The 18,907-nt window shown below is 61.3% G+C and carries 19 protein-coding genes; 11 read left to right on the top strand and 8 right to left on the bottom strand.

Translation table 11 applies throughout. From position 1 onward, the window contains the following. Positions 1-84 precede the first annotated feature (84 nt). The 7 genes from ABIE53_RS08280 to ABIE53_RS08250 all read right to left on the bottom strand — a co-directional run bounded on the left by ABIE53_RS08280 (position 85) and on the right by ABIE53_RS08250 (position 10,134). Positions 85-3,678, bottom strand: coding sequence for a condensation domain-containing protein (locus tag ABIE53_RS08280; RefSeq protein ID WP_107710854.1), 3,594 nt, complete (start codon positions 3,676-3,678; stop codon positions 85-87). 227 nt (positions 3,679-3,905) lie between these two features. Further along, positions 3,906-4,730 carry an ATP-binding cassette domain-containing protein gene (locus ABIE53_RS08275; protein WP_029972050.1) on the bottom strand — a complete coding sequence of 275 codons (825 nt, stop codon included), beginning with the start codon at positions 4,728-4,730 and terminating at the stop codon, positions 3,906-3,908. 16 nt (positions 4,731-4,746) lie between these two features. Continuing rightward, a complete protein-coding gene (locus ABIE53_RS08270; protein WP_192700565.1) occupies positions 4,747-6,393 on the bottom strand; it encodes a cyclic peptide export ABC transporter in 1,647 nt (548 codons plus the stop codon). A gap of 39 nt (positions 6,394-6,432) precedes the next feature. After that, positions 6,433-7,317: a YqcI/YcgG family protein gene (locus tag ABIE53_RS08265; RefSeq protein WP_107710856.1), complete on the bottom strand. Its 885-nt coding sequence runs from the start codon at positions 7,315-7,317 to the stop codon at positions 6,433-6,435. A gap of 167 nt (positions 7,318-7,484) precedes the next feature. Continuing rightward, on the bottom strand, positions 7,485-8,921 hold the full coding sequence (locus tag ABIE53_RS08260) for a cupin domain-containing protein (protein ID WP_107710857.1): 1,437 nt from the start codon (positions 8,919-8,921) through the stop codon (positions 7,485-7,487). Positions 8,922-8,991: 70 nt separating this feature from the next. Next, complete coding sequence (locus ABIE53_RS08255; RefSeq protein WP_107710858.1) at positions 8,992-9,882, bottom strand: thioesterase II family protein; 891 nt, start codon at positions 9,880-9,882, stop codon at positions 8,992-8,994. An 18-nt stretch (positions 9,883-9,900) separates the two neighbouring features. Beyond that, positions 9,901-10,134 (bottom strand): MbtH family protein, encoded by a 234-nt coding sequence (locus ABIE53_RS08250; RefSeq protein WP_107710859.1) that lies wholly within the window; start codon positions 10,132-10,134, stop codon positions 9,901-9,903. Between the two features lie 354 nt (positions 10,135-10,488). Here ABIE53_RS08250 and ABIE53_RS08245 point away from each other — a divergent pair, with 354 nt between their 5' ends. The 5 genes from ABIE53_RS08245 to ABIE53_RS08225 all read left to right on the top strand — a co-directional run bounded on the left by ABIE53_RS08245 (position 10,489) and on the right by ABIE53_RS08225 (position 14,744). Next, positions 10,489-11,112, top strand: a complete 624-nt coding sequence (locus ABIE53_RS08245) for a nitroreductase family protein (RefSeq protein ID WP_107710860.1) — start codon at positions 10,489-10,491, stop codon at positions 11,110-11,112. 509 nt (positions 11,113-11,621) lie between these two features. Beyond that, positions 11,622-12,842, top strand: coding sequence for a tyrosine-type recombinase/integrase (locus ABIE53_RS08240; RefSeq protein ID WP_107710861.1), 1,221 nt, complete (start codon positions 11,622-11,624; stop codon positions 12,840-12,842). Positions 12,843-12,905: 63 nt separating this feature from the next. Further along, entirely contained in the window at positions 12,906-13,199 is a 294-nt protein-coding gene (locus ABIE53_RS08235; protein ID WP_376914965.1) for a helix-turn-helix transcriptional regulator, read from the top strand. Further along, a complete protein-coding gene (locus ABIE53_RS08230; protein ID WP_132384641.1) occupies positions 13,156-13,506 on the top strand; it encodes a hypothetical protein in 351 nt (116 codons plus the stop codon). Before ABIE53_RS08235 ends, ABIE53_RS08230 begins: the two co-directional genes overlap by 44 nt. Next, positions 13,503-14,744 (top strand): virulence-associated E family protein, encoded by a 1,242-nt coding sequence (locus ABIE53_RS08225; RefSeq protein WP_107710863.1) that lies wholly within the window; start codon positions 13,503-13,505, stop codon positions 14,742-14,744. The genes ABIE53_RS08230 and ABIE53_RS08225 overlap by 4 nt, the downstream gene beginning before the upstream one ends. A 536-nt stretch (positions 14,745-15,280) precedes the next feature. Here ABIE53_RS08225 and ABIE53_RS08220 read toward each other — a convergent pair. Then, positions 15,281-15,433: a hypothetical protein gene (locus ABIE53_RS08220; RefSeq protein ID WP_165919886.1), complete on the bottom strand. Its 153-nt coding sequence runs from the start codon at positions 15,431-15,433 to the stop codon at positions 15,281-15,283. A gap of 25 nt (positions 15,434-15,458) precedes the next feature. On the opposite strand from ABIE53_RS08220, the gene ABIE53_RS08215 reads away from it, so the two are divergent. From ABIE53_RS08215 to ABIE53_RS08190, 6 genes are all read left to right on the top strand, one after another. Next, the gene (locus ABIE53_RS08215; protein WP_132384642.1) at positions 15,459-15,722 is read left to right on the top strand and encodes a hypothetical protein; all 264 of its coding nucleotides are present in this window, start codon (positions 15,459-15,461) and stop codon (positions 15,720-15,722) included. Positions 15,723-15,949: 227 nt separating this feature from the next. After that, positions 15,950-16,345: a hypothetical protein gene (locus ABIE53_RS08210; protein WP_107710865.1), complete on the top strand. Its 396-nt coding sequence runs from the start codon at positions 15,950-15,952 to the stop codon at positions 16,343-16,345. Positions 16,346-16,444: 99 nt separating this feature from the next. Then, complete coding sequence (locus tag ABIE53_RS08205) at positions 16,445-17,392, top strand: hypothetical protein (RefSeq protein WP_107710866.1); 948 nt, start codon at positions 16,445-16,447, stop codon at positions 17,390-17,392. Then, the gene (locus ABIE53_RS08200) at positions 17,389-17,778 is read left to right on the top strand and encodes a hypothetical protein (protein WP_107710867.1); all 390 of its coding nucleotides are present in this window, start codon (positions 17,389-17,391) and stop codon (positions 17,776-17,778) included. The genes ABIE53_RS08205 and ABIE53_RS08200 overlap by 4 nt, the downstream gene beginning before the upstream one ends. 14 nt (positions 17,779-17,792) lie before the next feature. Further along, positions 17,793-17,975, top strand: a complete 183-nt coding sequence (locus ABIE53_RS08195; RefSeq protein WP_132384643.1) for a hypothetical protein — start codon at positions 17,793-17,795, stop codon at positions 17,973-17,975. Positions 17,976-18,138: 163 nt separating this feature from the next. Continuing rightward, complete coding sequence (locus tag ABIE53_RS08190) at positions 18,139-18,864, top strand: hypothetical protein (RefSeq protein ID WP_107710869.1); 726 nt, start codon at positions 18,139-18,141, stop codon at positions 18,862-18,864. The last annotated feature ends 43 nt before the right edge of the window (positions 18,865-18,907 follow it).

Below are 18,907 nucleotides of genomic sequence, written 5' to 3'. Positions count from 1 at the left end.
GATGTATTCAGATGTCTGACGCCCGCGCGCGTAAGCGCGGGCCGAGATGAGTCGATGCGCGTCGACACGCGATAAGCAGCGCGCTCAGAACGCGTACGCGCCCGCAACCGGCGACGCGCTGTTGGCCGCTTCTTCGTCATCAAGACGCAATTCGCCGATCGCGCAACGCGGCGTGTCCACGACCTGTTCGAGCAGCGAGACGTAGTGCCGCGCGAACTGCGCGACGAACGCATCGTCGTAAAGCTCGGCCGCGTACGCGAACACGCAGCGCAGTCCGTGGTCGCCCTCGCGCAGCACGTCGAGCGCGAGTTCGAAGCGCGCGTCGCTTGCGTCCGCATCGATCAACGCGCAATGCACGCCATCGAGGTCGAGCGCGGTGTCGAACTCGTCGTGCAGCACGAACTTGATCTGCGCGAGCGGACTGCCGCCCGCGCGGCGCCCCGAGTGCAACGCGGCCACGACGCGCTCGAACGGCACGTCGGCATTCGCCTGCGCGTCGATGCTGTCGTCGCGCACTTCGCGCAGCAATGTGGCGAACGGCTTCGCGCCCTTCACCGACGCGCGCATCGCGAGCGTGTTGACGAAGAAGCCGATCAGCGGCTCCGTTTCCAGCCGGTCGCGGCCGGCGACGGGCACCGCGATCGCCACGTCCTGCGCGCCGCTGTAGCGCGAGAGCAGCGCGGCAAACGCGGCGAGCAGCACCATGAACAACGTGGCGTTTTCCGCGCGCGCAAGCGACTCGAGACGGCTCGCAAGCGCAGCCGGAATGTGTGCGCCGACGCGCGCGGCGCGAGGCTCATAAGGACGGCCGCGTTCGTGCAGGGTCGGCAGATCGAGCAAAGTGTCATAGCCCGCGAGACGGCCGCGCCAGTAGTCAAGCTGCGCGTCGAGTTGCGCGCCGCCGTGGATCGCGAAACGCTCGCGCTGCCACGCGGCGTAATCGGCGTATTGGATCGCTAACGCAGGCAGCGCGTTTAGTGCCTGCTCCGCGCCCTGCTGCGCCGCGCGATAACAAGCAGCGAAATCGCGCAGCAGCACATTGATCGACCAACCGTCCCCGACGATGTGATGCATGACGAAATGCAGTACATGTCGCTCATCGTCGCGGATGAACAGCGTCGCGCGAAACAACGGACCGCGCGTCAGATCGAACGGCTCGCGGGCAAGGCGGCGCAATTGCGCGTTGAAGGCGTCGTCGGTTAGGTTGCGTGCGTCGACGGTTTCCCAATGCCATGCGTTGCGAACAGCCGCCAGGTCTTCTACGGGCGCAATCAGTTGACGCGGCGCGTCGCCGCTATCGTCAAAACGCGTGCGCAACATCTCATGACAATGCACCAGCGCATCGAGCGCGCTTTGGACGGCGTCGCCGTCGAGCGGACCGCCCATCGCGAGTGCGGCCGAAATGTTGTACGCGGGACTATCCGGGTCGAATTGCCACAATACCCATAGACGTTCCTGCGGCAACGAGAGCGGCGCCTCGCCGCGCTCGCCTTCAGCGCGGCGCGTGAGAGCGGCAACCGTTGATGTGTCCTGCGACGGGGCGGCCCAGCGCTTATCTAGCGCATCCGCCAGAACACAAAGCTTCGGATGGCTAAACAACAGGCCAACCGGCACTTCGTGCCCGAACTGCGCGCGCAACCGCGACGCAACCTTCGCGGCCAGCAGCGACCGCCCGCCGAGCGCGAAGAAATCATCCGATGCGCAAGGTGTCGGCACGTCGAGCACCTCGCTCCACACGCGGGCGATAACTTCCGCGGTCGGCGTTAATGCACCGTCCTTCGTGTTTGAAGCGAGTGCATCCGTCCCGGCACCTTGCGTCGGCGCAATTTTCGCATCACGTACCGCAAACGGCACCAACGCACCGCTTTGCCATGCTGCAACGCACGCGCTGCGCTGCAGTTTCCCGCTCGAAGTACGCGGCAGATCGCCGGGTTCGAGCAGTAGAATCAACGCGGCTTCGTACTGAAATGCGTCACCGAGCGCGGCCGCGATCGCATCGAAAATCGTCTCCGGCGACACCTGCCGCGTTCTGCCACGCGGTACTTCCGCCGCGACGCCGATCGCTTCGGCGCCATCCGCTCCTTCAACCGGAAACGCGGTGATGCGCCCACGGCGCAGCCACTCGACGCGATCCGCGAGCATTGTTTCGAGATCCTGCGGATACACGTTCTCGCCGCGCAGCACGATCATGTCCTTGCGCCGTCCGCAAAAAAACAACTGACCGCCGTCGACGAAACCCAGGTCGCCGGTGCGCAGCCAGCGTCCGCGGAAACCGGGCGCGTCGTCGAGAAACACAGCGGCTGTGGCCTCCGGGTTTTGCCAGTAACCGTGCGTGATGCTCGGGCCGCCGCACCATATCTCGCCGATATGCCGTTCCGGCAAGCGCTCGCCTGTGCGCGGGTCGACGATTGCAAGCTCGTGACCGAACGCCGTCACGCCGCAACCGACGACGGCCTTGCTGTCGTCATCCCTCTCGTTGTTCGAAGCGACGGCGCGCGCAATCGGCGACGGCTGCGCGAGCGCCGATGCCGAAAAGCGCGTCTCGGGCGAACCTGTGCCGACCTCAACGCCGGTCAGAAACAGCGTTGCCTCAGCGAGCCCATAACAGGCGTACATCGCGCGTGGATCGAGACCGTGCGCGCTGAAGCGCGCGGCGAAACCGTCGAGCGTCGTCTGGCGAATCGGCTCCGAGCCGCAGAACGCCACACGCAGCGACGACAGATCGAGTCCCGCAAGCTGCGCATCGCGCACGCGGTCCGTGCAGAGTCGATACGCGAAGTCGGGACCGCCCGTGACGGTCGCGCGTTCTCGTGCGATACCGGCGAGCCAGCGCGCCGGCCGCTCCAGAAAATGCAGCGGCGAAATCAGCGTGACCTGGAAGCCGCACAGCACCGGCATCAGCACGCTGCCGATCAGTCCCATGTCGTGATAAAGCGGCAGCCACGAGAACATGCGGTCGCCGGCGCGGCAACCCATGCCGCGCGACATCGCGCTCACGTTCGCACATAAGTTGGCATGACTAACGATGACGCCTTTCGGCGACGCGGTCGAACCGGACGTGTATTGCAGGAACGCGACCGCATCGGGTTCGGCGCGCTCGATGCGAAAGCCGTCGTCGCTGCTTTCGTCCGGCGACACGAGCGTCGCGCCGTTCAAGCCCGGCTCGTGATTCAACGCTGCAAGCGACGCCTGCGATGCGCGCTCGACCACCGCGATGCGCGCCATGCAGTCACCCGACATGCGCCGCAGCCGTTCGATATGTCCGCTTTGCAGCGCTTCGGCCGGATACGCGGGAACCGCGATCATTCCCGCATACTGGCAGGCGAAGAACGACACGACGTAATCGAGCCCGCTCGGCAGCATCAGCAGCACGCGGTCGTTCGGCGCACCATGTTGGCGAAGGACCGCGGCAAGACGCCGGGCGCGCGCATCGAGCGCTGCGTAGGTGAGCTCGTGCGCGTCGGTGTCGCCGTCGACGAGAAAGCGCACTGCCAGTTGATCGGGGCGCTCGGCAACATGCAGCTTCATCACCGAGACAAGGTCGTTCGCGGGAGCCGCCGCGGTCTGGAACGGCGCGTCATCGAATGCCGCCGTATTGCTTACCGCGTGTTCGTGAGCAGCGCAATTCGCCGCGTGCTTGTCCGCGCCATCGTGGCGCGGCGTATTGATAACAGACATCCTCGCCTCCCGAGATTTGCCGCGCGCCGCGCGGCCGTCGTCGCGCTGGACCGCATCGCGCGGCGCACAGCGATCGCCGCCGTCGCATGCGTTGCGACGGCGGGCGTCAATTTCGTAGTCATTGCGGGGAGCAAGGCGTCTCTTGGGAACGCCGTTATGTGATGCGGGTCATGCGGTGCCGGTTACGGTGCATCACAGCGATGCAAACGCGGCCCGGCACATGACGATCAATACGCGAAACTGATTGGCGTGCCGCCGCGCGGATGCGCAACCGTGCCCATCGGCACGCCGTAAATTGCGCCAAGCATCTCTTCTTCGATCAGCTCGTGCGCGCTGCCGCTCGCAAGCAGGCGGCCGCCCTTCAGCGCGATCAGGTCGTCGCAGAAACGCGCTGCCATGTTGACGTCGTGCAACACGACGACCACGCCGAGACCGCGCTGCTGACTCAGCGTACGCACGAGGTCGAGCACTTCCAGTTGATGCGCGATGTCGAGCGCCGAGATCGGCTCGTCGAGCAGCAGGCACTGGCTGTCCTGCGCGACCAGCATCGCGATCCACGCGCGTTGCCGTTCGCCGCCCGACAGACTGTCCACTGCACGGTCCGCGAAACGCGTGATGTCCGTCAACTCCATCGCCTCATGAACCTTCTCGCCGTCGACGCCGGTAAAGCGGCCAAGCGCGCCGTGCCACGGATAGCGGCCGAGCGCGACGAGTTCGCGCACCGTCATGCCGCTCGCCGCGGGCTGCTGCTGCGGCAAATACGCCACCTGGCGCGCGAACTCGCGGTTCTCCCACTCGCGCAACGGACGGCCCGCGAAACGCAGCGTGCCCGCACTCGGCGACTGTTGACGCGCGAGCAGCTTCAGCAGCGTCGATTTGCCCGAGCCGTTGTGGCCGATCAGACCGCACACGCGGCCCTTCGGCAGCGTGAGCGCAAGCGGATGCAACAGCACGCGTTCGCCGATGCGAAACGACACGCCGTCGAGTTCGTACATCGGCTCGCCATGCGCGAGCTGCGCGGACGCGGAAATAACGGACGGATTGGCATTCATGAGCGGTGAATCCTGATCAGTGATAAGCGGACGCGAGACTCGCGGCATGCGCGGCGCCCGAGCCGTCTTCGACGATCTGGCCGAAATCGAGCTTGATAAAGCGCTCGGCGAGATGGAAGTAACGGTCGTCGTGCGTGATGACGAGCACGGTCTTGCCCTTGGCCTTCAGTTCCGGCAGCAGGCGCTTGTAGAAGACGTCCTTGAAAAGCGGGTCCTGGTCCGCGGCCCATTCGTCGAACACATAGAACGGCCGGTCTTCCAGATACGCGACGACGAGCGCGAGCCGCTTGCGCTGCCCTTGCGACAGATCGAGCGTCGAGAACTTGCCGTCCTTCACGCTGACCTTGTGATCCAGTTGCAGATCGGCGAGCAGTTGTTGCGCGAGCGCATCGAGTCCGTCGGCGTGCATGCCGAGCAGCGTGTCGAACAGAAAGAAGTCGCTGAATACGACCGAGAAATGTTGACGGTAGGCGTCGCGCCGCGCTTCGTCGACGGGCTCGCCGTTCAGCAGCACGCTGCCGCTTTCCGGCACATAAAGTCCGACCAGCATTTTCGCGAGCGTCGTCTTGCCGCTGCCGTTGCCGCCGATCAGATACACGAGTTCGCCCGGACGGAACGTGAGGTCGATCGGTCCCAGCGTGAACACCTCGTTTTCTTTTTCCCGGAAGTAGCGATGCGTGGCGCCGTCGAGCGCAATGCTTTCGAACGATGCCGCGACAGACGGCTCGAGCATCACCTCGCGCGGCAGTTCGGCATTGACCTGCTCGATGCGTTCCAGTGCGACGCGCGCCGAACTCAGGCTCGGCATCGCGGCGAGGACGGCTTCGATCGGCATGATCATGTAGACGAACACGATCGCGTAGCCCGACATCACATGCGGATCGACGCGGATGTAGCGCGCGAACACGAAGAGCGTCAGGCCGATGAACGCGAACAGAATGAAGTTGCCCCAGCTCGACGCCGCCGCGTACAACATGTAGCCGCGCGTGCGCTGCACGCGCACCGCTTCGACGTTGCTCGCGAGCGTGTCTTCGACGAACGCGTGCTTGCGGGCGCGATGCAGCTTCAGTTCCTTCGCGCCGTCAAAGAGCGCGCGGAAGTGCTTGACCAGATCGTCCTCGCGCTTGCGCGACGCGCGCAGATGAAACATCGCGCGGCTATGCGCGTAGCGAAAACCCGTCATGCCGAGCACGATCGTCACGATCGCGACGATGAGAATCGGCCACGACATATAGCCGAGATACGCAAGGCAGCCGACGATCACCGCGCTTTGCATCGCGAGCGAAGGCAGGCTCACGAAAAACACGACGATGGTATCGAGGTCCTGCGTGAGCACCGCGAGCGATTTCGCCGCGCCCTGCTTTTCCAGATGCGCAAACGCGGCGTCGCCGATGCGACGAATCGTACGCATGCGCAGCGTCGCCTTCGCCTGCTGACCGAGCCACATGAAGAGCGACTGCGCGAGCGCGCGCATCGCGAGCACGCCGAGGCCCACCGCGAGAAACTGCAAGCCGAGCCGCGCGAGGCCATCGGGCGTCGCGACCAGCGCCTGGTTGATGAGGGCGAGCAGCGCGGCATTGCCGAGGCCGCCGAGCACGCTCGCGATCAGCGCGACGGCGATCATCCAGCGCGATTTGCTGACCAGTTGCAAAAGTACGGACATGAAGCTCCTTTCGTCGCGGCGTCAATGCAAGGGGCCGCGTCAGTTATCGGCGCCCCGCGCATCGTCCCGATGCGCGAAGGCTTTTTCGTGTTCGTTACGCGCGCCGTGCGCGGGCACATGACGGCGCGCCTGCGCCGAATGTGCCGCGGCCTGCGCGCGGCGCTTCAAAAACGGACAGCGCTCCTCGATGGGCGCGTTTGCGTCGTCCAGAAAGTACTGCTTCCATTCGAGGTTGCCCGGATCGCCGTAAAAGCCGAGATCGGGATGCGCGGGAATGTCGTCCCATGTTTCCAGACGCTTGCGCACCTGATTGCGTGCCTCACGGCCAATCACCTTGTTCGTGATGGTATCGACAAATACCGAACGCGGCTGGAACAGCAGCACCATTCCAGGACCTAAATTACGGCTATGGCGCGCGCGAAACGACGGACACGCGCACACCACGAACATCTGCACACCCGCATATGAAAACTCCCACGCTTCATCCATCGGGTCCGGCTGCTGGTCTGCCGCCGGGTCCGGGTCGATGTCGTGCAACCGCTGCAGAATGCCCCAGAAAAGCGTTCGATATGCATCGTGCGAAAGCGGCTCCGGGTCTGGCTCGAAGAATACCGCGATGTTATTTCTCCTGTACTCCGGCCGCACCGCGAGCTCCGCGAAAGTTTGCATCGTCGCGGGCAGATCGCGCAGATCGCGGCCGTTCACGAACGAATAGAACATCTCGCCGCGCCGCTCCGCCATCGTGCCGAAAAAGCACGGATACGCCGGATCGAGGACCTGCTCGCGCAGCGTCGCATATGAAGCGTCCAGCCACGCGGGCGCGGACACCGCGGCGCCCGTCGCTCTGCCGGCAATGATCCGGCTCTTCCAGTCGCTGACCTCGAATCGATCGGCCTCTCCGACAGCACTGTTGCCTGCTTGCATCGTTCGCTCTCTCTTCCTGACCCACTGTTGTGCGCGCCGAGCGCGCGAGGCATCCCGGACCGCGTGGCCGGGACGTCGATACTGTCGTGGGGAAGAGGCACCTCTGTTGTCGATCTTCGCCGTGGGCGCCTGCATGGTGCTGCGGTTTTCTTCTTGTTTGTATTCGCTTACGTCGTGGCCGTCGCCGGTTCGTCGAGTTCGGCGACGAGGGCCTCGATCCACGCATCGGGAATGATCGGCTGGTGATACGTGCATTCGTTCGACACCACCGTCGAGCCATGCAGACGTCCATCGGGAATCAGCACCATGTCGCCTTTGTGCATTGCGTGCTGCATGCCGACGTTGCCCCAGAAGAGCATGTCGCCCTCCTCGATCGTGACGAGGCGATGATCGTTGTGCACGTGCGTCGTCGAACACATTTCGTGCGGTTCGACGAACGTCTCGCGGTCGATGCCCGGGCACTCGGTGTCGATGCGCGCGCTGATGCGATGCGCGAACGCAACGTACTCGCGAATCGATGCAAGCCAGCGCAACTGCTCGCCGAGATCCCAGCGACCACGTGCGGCAAGCCGCTCGCCCGCGACGATGCCTTGCACATACTGCGCACGCGCCGCCGCACCGAAATTATCGGCCACGCGCCGCAATGCTCGCGCGCAGCGCTGTTCGAGCGCGCTTTTCAATGCTTCGGCATCCGTATGATTTCGGCCAGCCGGCTGCAAGTGCGCGCAGGCGCGTTCGAGCGCGAGACCGAAGGCGAGCCATTCGGCTTCGGCCGCGAATGCCGCGCCGATCAGTCCGAACGCGCGATCCGGCCGACGCGCGAGCGCGTACAACAGGTTGCATTTCGCGGTGCTGGTCGGCAGATAGAACTGCCAGTACGCGTGCTGTCGACGCGTCACGCCGCTCGCCGACGCGACGCGTTCGAACAGCGCGTCGTCAGGCGTTTCGCGATGAAGGCTGGGCCGCTCGTCGGGCGGGAGCATGTCGAAGAAGCCGCTTGCGCCGGCGCGCGCGAGCGCGCGGCGCTTGGAGACCGCGAGCGCCCAGCGCTGAACCATGATGAAGCGCAGCCCTTCTTCGAGGTAGTCGTTGCGCATGAGCCGCGCGAAGGTGTCGCTCCAGAACGCAAGCTCGTCGTCGACAATGCGCGTGATGCGCGCGCTCGCAGCGCCGATATCTTCGCTCGTGTTGACGTCTTTCGTCAGGTATTCGAATGCGTACGCTTCGAGAAACGGCGCGATCTGCGCGCCCAGTTCGCGTTTGTCTTCGCTATAGAAATCGGTGAAGCGTTGCCAGTCGGCAGGCTCCGCGCTCAGCGGCGGACGCGCGAGATCGAGCTCATAGATCGACATCAGCGTGCGCCCGGACGCGAGCGCCGGAAGACGGCTCACGTTGTGCTCGCGCACCGGCTTCATGAACTTGAGGAACTCGAAGTCCTCGGGACGCAACGGGCGGCGATGGAAATCGTCGTCGAGCAGCAACTCGTCGACCGTCGCGCTGCGAAACGGCTGCGCCGCCGCGAACTGCTTGATGAGCGCGACGTAGCGCTCGCTGTGGCCAACGAACGGCGAGAAATCGAAGATCGGCAGCGAAGCCTGGCTCATGGTCATTCGGTCCTTATCCGGGTTGCCTCAAACTGCGAGTGTTGGTTGCTGGGCGTTTCGCGCGAGCGAGTCACGCGAGGGCCCGGTGCAACGGTTGCGTCGTCGTGTTGGCGGGCTGCGGCGTTTGTGCGGTTTGCGGCTGGTGTGTTCCTTGCGCTTCTTGCATTCGTTGCGCGAGCGACTCGGCGACCGCTGCAAGTACCACGTCGCGCGCCGTGTCGATGAAAAAATGCCCGCCGTCGAACCAGTGCACCTGGCATGGGCCGCGCGTCTGTTGTGCCCACGCATCGACGTCTGTGCTGTTGGCCGTGGCGGGATCGTCGCGGCCGACGAATACGTCGATCGGACAGTCCAGCGCCGCGCCGCCAGCCGACGTGCCGGCGTGCGCCATCGTATGCGTCGTCATACGCGTCGGATGCGTGCCGCACAAATGAAAATCGGCGCGCAGCAGCGGCAACATGAAGTCGACGAAATCCGCGTCGTCGAGCAGTTCGGCCGGCGTGCCGCCGCGCTCGCGCAGGCATGCAATCATTTCGTCATGCGAACAATCGAGCCAATGCGTTTCGTGTTTGCGGCGCGCCGGCGAGATGGTTGCCGATGCACCGAACCAGACGGGCGCCGGCTTGCCCCGCTCGCGCAGCGCATGCATGAGTTCCAGTCCGACGAGCGAACCCATGCTGTGGCCGAACAACGCGAATGGAGCGCCGCCATCGACGAGCGCGAGCAGTTCGTCCGCGAGTTGCGCGACGAGCGCTGGCCATTCGGTATGCGGCGCTACGGAGCGGCGCATGCCGTGACCCGGCAGCTCGAGTGTGCGCACCTGCACGAACGATGGCAGCCGATGCTGCCAGTCCCGATACAGCGCCACGCTGCCGCCGGCATGCGCGAGACAGACGAGCGTCAGCGTGGTGGGCGCGTCGTGCATCTCAGGCACATTCGGCATGCGATTCGGCGAGCTCATCGGTTCAATGCTCGCGCATCACGAGTTGGTCACGCGGTCGGCCGCTGCGCTCTCGGCCATCGCCTTGCGCAAGCTCAGCGGACGCATATCCGTCCAGACTTCGTCGATCCATTGCAGGCATTCGTCCTTTCTGCCGGACTTGCCCGCTTCGCGCCAGCCGGCGGGAATGGCCTTGTAGTCAGGCCAGATCGAATACTGTTCTTCATCATTTACAACGACAACGAAATTGCTGTTTTCGTCACCCCAGCTCATCGCGGCTCCTTGCTGAACGAAGTTGTGTACGTCTGGTTGATCGGGTGAAGGCATCGGCTGCCCTTCTGTGCCTTCAACATCAAAGCACTGCTGCTTCACTTCGATCGACGGCTTATCCGTTTCGCATTTAAATGCGAATCATTTGCATTTAAATTTACTCGTCGGCCGCTGTGAATGTCAAGGCCGGCGACGTCCTGCTTTTGGTCGCCGTTCTCGCAGCCTCACGCAAACGTGTGCGGCTGCGGAAAAGGAGCTTAAGCCAAAACGTTTCATCAGACAAGCAAATAAGAATCATTTGCATTGTCATGCGTTTGTCGCCATCATCGGCGAGATTGGAAACTCGAGGCACTCGTCATGGACAACTCGCAAAGCGGCAACGTGGACGACACCGCGTCACGGGCGCGGCACGCTTTTTTCGACACCCTGCTCTCGCGTCAGTCGCACTGGCCGCTCGCCGAGCCAAGGCCCAGCGAGACGGAGCTGGGTCTCATCTTCGATGCCGCGATGCGAGCGCCGGATCATGGCTCGCTGCGTCCGTGGCGCTTTGCACTGATACGCGACGACGCGCGGGCCGAGTTTGGCGATGTGCTCGTCGATGTCGCGGCGCGTCGCGAGCCTGCGAAGCCTCGCGCGGAGTTGGAGCATCGGCGGCAGCTTGCGTACACGGCGCCGCTTATCATCGTGATCGCCGCGGCGCCTTGCGCGGACTCGCATGTGCCGGAAACGGAGCAACTGCTGTCGGTCGGCGCGGCCGCGATGAATATGCTCAACGCGATTCACGCGCTCGGCTACGGCGGCTTCTGGGCGACGGGCGCCGACGCCTACGATCCGAATCTGCGGGCCGCGCTCGACTTTGAGCCGTCCGAGCGCGTGCTGGGATTTATTTTCGTTGGGACACCGAAATCTCGTGAGCCTTCGGCGGTGCGGGTGTCGCATTCTCTTTATGTGCGTGAGTGGTTGGGGCGTGCGTCGATTTGAGGTGGCGAGGGGAAGCGTGGAGGAGCGTCGGTGAGGGCTGCGGGCCTGTTTAAAGAGGAGCAGCGGCAATGTAGTCCGTATACGTCTTCGCGCGACCGGAGGGGGCAGGCGGTGCGCTTCATCGGGACAGACGAAAACGTTGCGTGCAGCGGCAATCTTGCCGCCGCGTTTTCTACTGTGAGCGTGCGAGGATCGTCCGAGCAGCCGGCATCGCCGGTTATCACGTGGCAGTCACAATGAGCGGATCGAACGATCGGCAGCAGAGTGCGGGTCGTAGCGTGGGAATTGGATTTGACGCAAAAAAGCCCACGAAAAATCATGGGCTTAATTGGTTTCCTGGGGAGAGAGGGTCCGCATACGACGAGTATCCATGAGTTTGCAAGAGTCTTTATGTCGGCCTGAAACCACCGCCCGGTAAGGCTTTTTGGTGTGCTTGAGTTTGCGTCAGTGTGGTACCATCTGCTCAACAAGTGTGGGTAGAAACGTGGGTAGCTCAACGAGGCGGAACAATGGCGCGACCAATTAAGAAGCTGTCGGCAACCAAGGTTCGACAGGAAAAAACACCTGGCTACTATAGCGACGGCGGAGGCCTGTATTTGCAGGTCAGTCCTAGTGGCTCGAAATCCTGGATCTTTCGATACGCCAGGAACAAGAAGTCGCACGAAATCGGGCTGGGGGCTTATCTGAATGTCTCGCTGGAATCAGCCAGGGAAAAAGCAGAGGGGATGCGGCGGGCGTTGGGGAATGGCGATGATCCGTTGGCCATGCGCCAGTCAGAGCGTGCCAAGATCGCGGCGAAAATGACTTTCACGGAGTGTTCGGACGCTTACATTGAGGCGCACCGACACGGATGGAAGAACGAAAAGCACGCGGAACAATGGACCAACACACTGGCAACGTATGCAGCCCCGTTTATTGGCAAGAAGGACATTGCCCTGGTTGACACGCACGACATCACGCGAGTGCTAGAGCCGATCTGGACGACAAAGAACGAAACGGCTTCTCGCGTTCGCGGCAGACTAGAAAAAGTGCTGGCATGGGCGACTACTCGCGGCCTGCGTAGTGGAGAAAACCCGGCTCGATGGAAGGGCCATCTAGACACTCTGCTCGCAAAGCCAAGCGCGGTGCAGAAAGGCGAACATCACGCGGCGCTGCCCTATGGCGACATTGGCACGTTCATGGACGATCTTCGCGGCATGCAGGGTGTGGCGGCTCGCGCGCTGGAATTCTGCATTCTCAACGCATCCCGAACGGCTGAAATTATCGGCGCACAGTGGAGCGAGATCGACCTAGATGCCAAACTGTGGACTGTTCCAGCGGAGCGCATGAAGATGAAGAAGGAACACCGCGTGCCGCTAAGCAAGCGCGCTGTTGCGATCTTGAAGGAGATGCAAGCGGCGCGCCATGGCGACTTCGTGTTTCCCGGTATGCGTGAAGGGACCGGCCTTTCTAACATGACCTTGCTGGCGGTGTTGAAACGCATGGAGCGCCAGAACCTAACCGTGCATGGGTTCCGCTCGACGTTCCGCGATTGGGCCGCCGAATGCACCAACTTCCCGCGCGAACTGGCGGAAAAGGCTCTCGCCCATGCCGTTCGCAGCGAGGTCGAGGCAGCCTACCAGCGAGGCGATTTGCTCGCGAAGCGCGGAAAGATGATGGAAGCTTGGGCCGCATACTGTGCGAAGAAACGCCAAGACGGCAACGTGATACCGATTCAACGCCAAGCCTAACGCCCAGTACTAAGCCCGTTTAAACGGGCTTTTTTGTATCCATGTGCGGGCTGAGAAACCCTCATGTGGAATGCAAAAACCCCCACGTGGAGAATGTCTGCATCGGTCTTCAAAATCCGACACACACCAACGAAACTTCGGGTACACACGATGCAAACACACCAGCAACCGACGAAGATTATCCGCATTGCCACCGTGCTTGATCGGACCGGCCTATCAAAGCCGTTCATCTATCAAATGATCCGGCGCGGTGAATTTCCAGCGTCTATTCGATTGGCGCCACGCTACGCCGGGTGGGTCGAACAGGAAGTGAATGATTGGCTCGATCAGCGTATCGCGGCCGCCCGTGGTCGATAAAAAAGGGAGCACCACGACCATGGCACTCCCTCAAGAAAAGCAAGCTACCGTCGAAAATTTTAAAGCGTGGGCTGCTGCGACACAAGCGCGACGACAAGCGCTGGAAGCAGCTATCCGCGATGATGCGCGAGAGAACGTTGTTCGATTCACGACGCGGGAAATGCGAAAAGGCTATTCCCTGGATGAAGCTGGCGATATGTTTCTGAAAATCGCTAGGTCGGCCCCGCGTCGCCCGGAAGCGTTTATCCAGGCTGCCCGCGAAACACTAGCCGAAATGGGCTGGACCCCGAAGCGGGAGCGCGCATGACCGATAAGGCAGTAACGGGCGCAGTCGTGACCAATCCGTGGCTGGCGTTTCAGCGCCTCGCTGCCGCTGGGGTCAACGTGCATCCGAACGGACGCGGCGAACCGATTGGAACCGTCTCTAACGTCCGTGAGGTACTGGAAAGGCATCCGCGCTTCACCGGCCGCTTCTGGAACGATACGTTTCACCAACAAGTTTTTACGACATGGGATTGCGAGAAGCCGCGACGCTGGACCGACGTGGACCGCATCGCAATCGCGGATGTGCTGCAAGGCGAAATGGGGTTGGTGAAATTCACGCCCGATATGGTGGAACAGGCTGTGATGGTCCTGGCGATGAAGCACCAACGCGACGAATTGCACGCCTGGCTGAGATCGCTTCGCTGGGATGCTGTGCCGCGTTTGGATTCATGGCTGACGCAGGCGGCCGGTGCGCGGCACGACGAATACCATAACGCCGTCGCACGAAACTTCCTCATCTCTATGGTTGCTCGCGGCATCGCGCCGGGTTGCAAGGTGGACACTATGCCCGTGTTCGAAGGCAGCCAGGGCAAAGGCAAATCGACACTGCTAGCGACGCTGGGCGGCCCGTTCTACGCGGAGCTTACCGACTCCCTAGACAGCAAAGATTTCTTCGTGTCCATCCAAGGCAAATGGCTGGTTGAGATTGCCGAACTGGACGCGTTTCGAAAGTCGGATATTACGCGCATCAAGCAGGTCCTTAGCTCACAAACTGATAGATTCCGGCCGCCATATGCCAAGCATTCCATCGACGCTCCCAGGCGAACCGTATTCGCAGGCACGACGAACGAAAGCGACTATCTGCGCGACGCAACGGGCGCGCGTCGATTCTGGCCGGTAGCTGTCGGCAAGATCGACATCGAATGGCTCGCGCGTAACCGCGAACAGCTATTCGCAGAAGCCGTGGAGCGCTACACGGACCGGGCGACTTGGTGGGAAGTACCCGAGCAGGCGCACCGCGAGCAAGCCGAAGAACGGCGCGAGGATGACGCTTGGGAACCGGCAATCTCCGATTACTGCTTGGGACGCAGAGAAATTGTCGTGTCCGATCTGCTGCGCGACGCCATCGCGCTGGAAATCGCCAAGCAGGGAAAGGCCGAGCAAATGCGCGCGGGAAAAATTCTTCGCGCGCTGGGGTGGGAGCGCAGAACCACCCGAAAGGGAAGCCGACTTGTCAAATCGTGGCTTAGAGTCGCACCCGAAACCGCCACACCTTTTTGACCTATACCCGCTTCGGCGGGTTTTTTTGTTCCCAGCTTGTTACCGGCTTCGCGGCGAGGTGGTAACGCGGAAACCCGTGCCGTATATAGGCTGTTACCTCGTTACCTCTGTTACCACCTCAAATCAAAGAAAAATCAAACTTGAGTAAGTAGGGGTAGAAGATCAGATTGATTGTTTTTGCGGTAACAGTGGCAACACTTCGCGCAGACCAATACCAGCAAGCATTGCGGCGTAACCACCCAATTCCCCAAGGCGGATACGCGGTAACGTGCCAATCCAAAGAATGCGTTTAAACGCATTAAAATCGAGAATTACATAAGATAGAAAAATACAATGACGTCTAGAAAATGTTTCCATAAGAAAACAAATTTGAGAATTTACTCATCAAATTCAACTAGTTACGAATTCAGCACGCGGCTTTGTTTCCATTAATCAACGTTGCAGGCAATTGCGCGCCATCTTAGTATTCGCGTCATCAATTAATGTCTAGAGTACTTCAAATGTCAGAAAGACTTAGCGACGTGGTTCTGGCTGCCTTAACGCAGCAGGTAGCCGGTGAAATGGAACACGTTCTGGTTAGCCGGATTCACGCGATGGGGATTGCAACCGTAACGGTCGGACTGAATACCGACTCCGCGAATGAGTTGCGCCGTGTGGTGCGTCGGATTATCGGAGAAACTGCTCTTCAATATCGCGCTGCGGTGGGGAGCGACGATGCAAACGCCTGATGTCACGAAGAAATATTTGGCTGCTCGTGATGCGCTGGGCAGGCGGCACATGCAAATGCTGCGTGAGGTTGAACGCGGTGACGTCTCCGCCTGGATGACATGCGGATGCATCGTGGCTGCGGAGGCCTTCGCCAACGGATTGAGCGCATGGGACCGCCGCGCAGATGGGATTGTCAGGCCGCGCAGCATTGCGCCGACCGAAGGCAACGGCTTTGCGTACGCGCTGACTCGACGCGGCGTAACAGCATAGCCGGTGCATTGAAGCGACAGCGCGCCGCCTAGACCCTCCCCCCTACATGGGTCCTTCCTGAGGGGGTGACGGCACGGGGTCCAAGGCACCGCCTGAATAAATTTCTGAGAGGGTTCTAAAACCTCACGCTACGACTATGTTCGATATACGAACATTTTGATTCGACAGCCGAAAGCGACTTTCCAGAAGTAGTTCCCGACGCACTTTAACCAACAAGGACCGCCACGATGCACGACGCTACAAACCACGCGATGAACGACCACAGCCCCGCATATGCTTGTACGGCAGAAAGGATGGCCATGCTGTTTGGCATCCCCGCGCAAAACGTTGAGTTGTATGCACGCAATGGCATGCTTCCCAGCCTGGCTGACGGGAAACATGATTGTGTATGGCTTCTCAACCTCGCAATCGGCCAACAAATCACCGCTGGCCAAAATGCATCGTTGCCTGTTACCGCCACTGTCGTGCTGGGCTGGCTGGATTCCATCGGGGATGATCTTGAAGACGATGACGTTCGCGCCTTCATTGCAGTATTCGAGCGCAACGGCTTCACTCGCAGCGATTTCAATTCTGCTCTAGATGCAGCGCTTTACTTCTGCGATTCCCGACAGGCATTGCGGTAGGCGCAAGCAAAACCCCCATGTGTAGTTAGTGCGCAGAAGTCTGAATAATGCAGATGAACGCGCACTTGTTCGGATTCCTACTCATTTGTTAAACCAAAAATGCCCACACAAAACAAGCTTTCAGACCTTTTCGACTTTGCCCGCAACGCGCCAGGCGATAAGCCGTTGTTTAACCAGAATGGCGACGTGCGCGCCGTCATTCCGGGCAGCCCGTCCGTGCGCGGCACTATCGACCTGAACAGTGACGAGCTGCCGAAAATTCAGGCCGCAGATGGCACGCTGAAGCGCCCGCCGAACGGCAGGCCCGCAGTGGAAAACCTGCGCATCGACGCAGCAATCGTGCGCCAGTCGCTGGTGGCACAGGCTGGCGCCGAAATCATTATTTACAAAGACCCCACCGAAGCCGTTTCGACAGGCGTATTGGGCGACGTAGTGATGATGAGCAAACAGGCTTACTTCGAAACGTTCGAAGCTGCGCCGTTTGCCCTTGTTGCGGACGGCTCGGAAGTGGCCGCCACGCCGCTGCCGATCAAGCGCGCTGCCATTCATCTGGACGCAGCAGGCGGCCCGCAAACCAATACGGCCATTTATGGCCTGCGGTTCGAGTTCAGCCGGGCCACCCTGAAAGGCTACCCGTCGATTGAAGACTCGATCATGCACGCCATTGCTCAAGGCCTGGCGCGCACGACGGATGCCGTACTGACGGGCGCAATCATCGCAGCGAATCCCGCCGCGTTTAGCCTGGCTGACGCTGCCGCCGCAGGTGTTCGCATGAGGGAGCTGCGGGCACTGGTCGGTACGGCTGGCCACGGCGCCGCAATCGACAACAACGGCGTGTTGCGCGCTGCTGGCATTGCTGCCGAACTGACGCCCGATATGGCTGCCACCATCGTGGGTTCGTTTGCACGTTCGGCCGTGATGATTCGCAGCGACGTGGACGTGATCGTGGACCGTACCAACATCGACGGTTCGCTGGCCGTGACGGCATGGGCTGCCCTTCAGTCGCTGCTGCCGGATACGACGCGTTTCTGGACGGTGCAGGCATGAGCGGCGGAATTCATGCCTATCTCAAAAAGATGGCGCGCCTGACCGGTCGGAAGAAATCGCCAAAACTGGTTAAAAAATCGGCGCCCATCATGCTGCCGCAGGAAGTCCAGCACGCGGTGGACAGCGCTAGATATATGGCGCGCACTCCGACCCAAAACGGCCCGCGCGTGATCGTTTCCATGGTCGGATTGGGGCGGCTGGTCGTGCAGGATACGACCGATCTGGAAGCGCGGATTTTGCGGGCATGGCCAGAACTGGACCCGGCACAGGTGGCCCGCGTGATACGCGCCATCAATGTAGGGGTTGCCAATGAGCTTGCGCAGCCCGGCTTAGGTTTCAGGTTGCCGGATTCTGCAAAGCCCTGGATGGAACGGTTTAAAGATTGAAAGGCGCTGTCAACATGCAAACAAACACTTTTGAAGCAACGGCAACCAAAGGCCGCTTTACCGTGGTGGCTGAAGCTGAATTGATGAAGCACATCGAACAGCACAGGCAGCGAGTGCAGCAGCAAACGGGTGTGCGGCTGTCACTGAGCCAAGCCGCCACCGGCCTGCTGCGCCGTGGACTCGAAGTAGCGCAATAGTTTTCCTCCCGGGTTGCCGTGTTGGCCGAGCGGTAGTGTGACGGGCAAATCACACTGATTCGGCTGTTTTCGTTCCGCGCTGGCCCCGACGCCGGAAGTATCGGGGCAATCACAACGACAATCAGTGTCGTGCATTTCCGGTGTCTCGCTATATACTTAAAGCATGAAACTGGACGCCGAAGCGCTGTACGTCAATCTAGGCACTCTCGTCGCGACGATGCCTGATTTGAGCGCGAACGGTCCCATCGCTCCAGAAACGTATCAATGGATGGGGCGAGCGTCCGCGTTGATAGAGCAGTGCGCGCCACTTGCAGACACCATTGCTTTCAATTTCGCGATGCAAAATTTGGACGCTGCTTCTCGGGAGCGCCACGCACGAACCATCGCCGCCGTTTTACACCGAGCATTGGCGCGCGCGGAACTGGCGGCACCCGCCGAAACCCAAGGCGCATTCATCACTGTGGGAGAGCAATTCTCCGCAATATCGGCAGTTTCAAAAATACTTGGCAATGCCCGCGACGACGTACTGATCGTGGACGCTTATGCGGATGCAACTATCCTCACGGATTTTGCCGTGTTGGCGCCGGAGACAGCGACCATTCGCGTCCTCGGCGACGAACACTCTGTTAAGCCAAGTCTACGGCCAGCGGCGACGAGATGGGCCGCGCAGTACAAGGCCGTTCGGCCGCTAGACGTGCGGCTCGCGCCCGCCCGGGCTTTGCATGATCGTCTGATTGTGACCGACGGCGGCTCGGTCTGGATTTTTACGCAATCGCTCAAAGACTTCGCTGGGCGCGCGCCCGCATCGATAGTTAAGGTGCCCGTTGATATCGCTGCAATGAAGGTAGCGGCTTATGATGCGATCTGGCAAGACGCGACTCCACTGTGACATTCGCACCGCTCAACGGGCAAAAATTTACAATTCAGTGATC

The organism is Paraburkholderia sp. OAS925 (genome assembly GCF_040543975.1).
Classification (GTDB): domain Bacteria; phylum Pseudomonadota; class Gammaproteobacteria; order Burkholderiales; family Burkholderiaceae; genus Paraburkholderia; species Paraburkholderia graminis.
Note: the sequence above shows the minus strand (reverse complement) of the source record. Positions and strands in the feature narration are given on the sequence as shown.

Coding starts and splice junctions, on each gene's coding strand:
- ABIE53_RS08280 (WP_107710854.1), bottom strand. CDS start 3,678: ATGTCTGTTATCAATACGCCGCGCCACGATGGCGCGGACAAGCACGCG.
- ABIE53_RS08275 (WP_029972050.1), bottom strand. CDS start 4,730: ATGAATGCCAATCCGTCCGTTATTTCCGCGTCCGCGCAGCTCGCGCAT.
- ABIE53_RS08270 (WP_192700565.1), bottom strand. CDS start 6,393: ATGTCCGTACTTTTGCAACTGGTCAGCAAATCGCGCTGGATGATCGCC.
- ABIE53_RS08265 (WP_107710856.1), bottom strand. CDS start 7,317: ATGCAAGCAGGCAACAGTGCTGTCGGAGAGGCCGATCGATTCGAGGTC.
- ABIE53_RS08260 (WP_107710857.1), bottom strand. CDS start 8,921: ATGAGCCAGGCTTCGCTGCCGATCTTCGATTTCTCGCCGTTCGTTGGC.
- ABIE53_RS08255 (WP_107710858.1), bottom strand. CDS start 9,882: ATGAGCTCGCCGAATCGCATGCCGAATGTGCCTGAGATGCACGACGCG.
- ABIE53_RS08250 (WP_107710859.1), bottom strand. CDS start 10,134: ATGAGCTGGGGTGACGAAAACAGCAATTTCGTTGTCGTTGTAAATGAT.
- ABIE53_RS08245 (WP_107710860.1), top strand. CDS start 10,489: ATGGACAACTCGCAAAGCGGCAACGTGGACGACACCGCGTCACGGGCG.
- ABIE53_RS08240 (WP_107710861.1), top strand. CDS start 11,622: ATGGCGCGACCAATTAAGAAGCTGTCGGCAACCAAGGTTCGACAGGAA.
- ABIE53_RS08235 (WP_376914965.1), top strand. CDS start 12,906: ATGTGGAATGCAAAAACCCCCACGTGGAGAATGTCTGCATCGGTCTTC.
- ABIE53_RS08230 (WP_132384641.1), top strand. CDS start 13,156: ATGATTGGCTCGATCAGCGTATCGCGGCCGCCCGTGGTCGATAAAAAA.
- ABIE53_RS08225 (WP_107710863.1), top strand. CDS start 13,503: ATGACCGATAAGGCAGTAACGGGCGCAGTCGTGACCAATCCGTGGCTG.
- ABIE53_RS08215 (WP_132384642.1), top strand. CDS start 15,459: ATGCAAACGCCTGATGTCACGAAGAAATATTTGGCTGCTCGTGATGCG.
- ABIE53_RS08210 (WP_107710865.1), top strand. CDS start 15,950: ATGCACGACGCTACAAACCACGCGATGAACGACCACAGCCCCGCATAT.
- ABIE53_RS08205 (WP_107710866.1), top strand. CDS start 16,445: ATGCCCACACAAAACAAGCTTTCAGACCTTTTCGACTTTGCCCGCAAC.
- ABIE53_RS08200 (WP_107710867.1), top strand. CDS start 17,389: ATGAGCGGCGGAATTCATGCCTATCTCAAAAAGATGGCGCGCCTGACC.
- ABIE53_RS08195 (WP_132384643.1), top strand. CDS start 17,793: ATGCAAACAAACACTTTTGAAGCAACGGCAACCAAAGGCCGCTTTACC.
- ABIE53_RS08190 (WP_107710869.1), top strand. CDS start 18,139: ATGAAACTGGACGCCGAAGCGCTGTACGTCAATCTAGGCACTCTCGTC.